1 protein-coding gene is annotated in these 763 nt (G+C 64.5%); it reads right to left on the bottom strand.

What is annotated here, in order from left to right:
• Positions 1–105 precede the first annotated feature (105 nt).
• Positions 106–763: transposase family protein (locus AKN83_RS41980; protein WP_488226123.1), on the bottom strand; the 658-nt coding region annotated here is incomplete at its 5' end.

Genomic DNA, 763 nt, shown 5'->3' with positions numbered 1-763 from the left:
GTCCGTAGCGGGTGAAGATGTCGTGTTTTTGTAGCTCGTGATCTGTCGCCTTCGTTTGTGATTTTGCAGGGGAGCCGGAAGGCGTGGACGGCTTTCCCTGATTGATCATGCCACGGTTGTTGCGGCGGTTTTAGCGCTGGTTGTGTGTTTCTTTGTTCGACTTGAAGCCCGTTTCTCCGCCCCGACCCGCGCAATCTCGACGGCGGCGCGCGCAGGAGCGGTCAAGGACGCGCGCTTGCGCGCCCGCCAGGGCTTGTCCTTGACGGCTGCGAGCACGCTGCCAGGCTGGGGCGCGTCGGGGCTGATCTGCTGTCCGTCGGCGCTGAACATCGCCAACCGATGCGGTCCGAGGAACACGCTGAGGGTGCCATCGGGATACTCATGGAGGCGCACCACGGCCTTGACGAAGTGAGGCCTGAGCCGGCTCTGCGGCAACTGTAGCCGCCGACCGTTCCATGCGACAGTATTGTCGTTGGCGACGGTTCGCTCCTCGATCACGCACAGCGCCTCGCGCCAGGCCTCATGCCGGTCGGCCACGAATGCGCTGCCTTCCTGTTCGGGCTTGATCGCAAACGCGGCGTTGTGGCTGGCGATGTAATGCGCCTTCAGCCAGGCGTTGGCAGCTTCGACCGTCTTGATCCCGGCGAGCCGCAGCTCCTTCGGCAGCCGGTCCTGCAACGTGCCGAACAGCCGCTCGGAGCGCCCGCGCGCCTGCGGCGAATAGGCTGCGATATGCTCGATCCCAAGATGCGACAAAGCCCCC

This window comes from Bradyrhizobium embrapense, assembly GCF_001189235.2.
Lineage (GTDB): Bacteria > Pseudomonadota > Alphaproteobacteria > Rhizobiales > Xanthobacteraceae > Bradyrhizobium > Bradyrhizobium embrapense.
The sequence above is the reverse complement of the archived record's forward strand: the minus strand, read 5'-3'. Positions and strand labels throughout refer to the sequence as shown.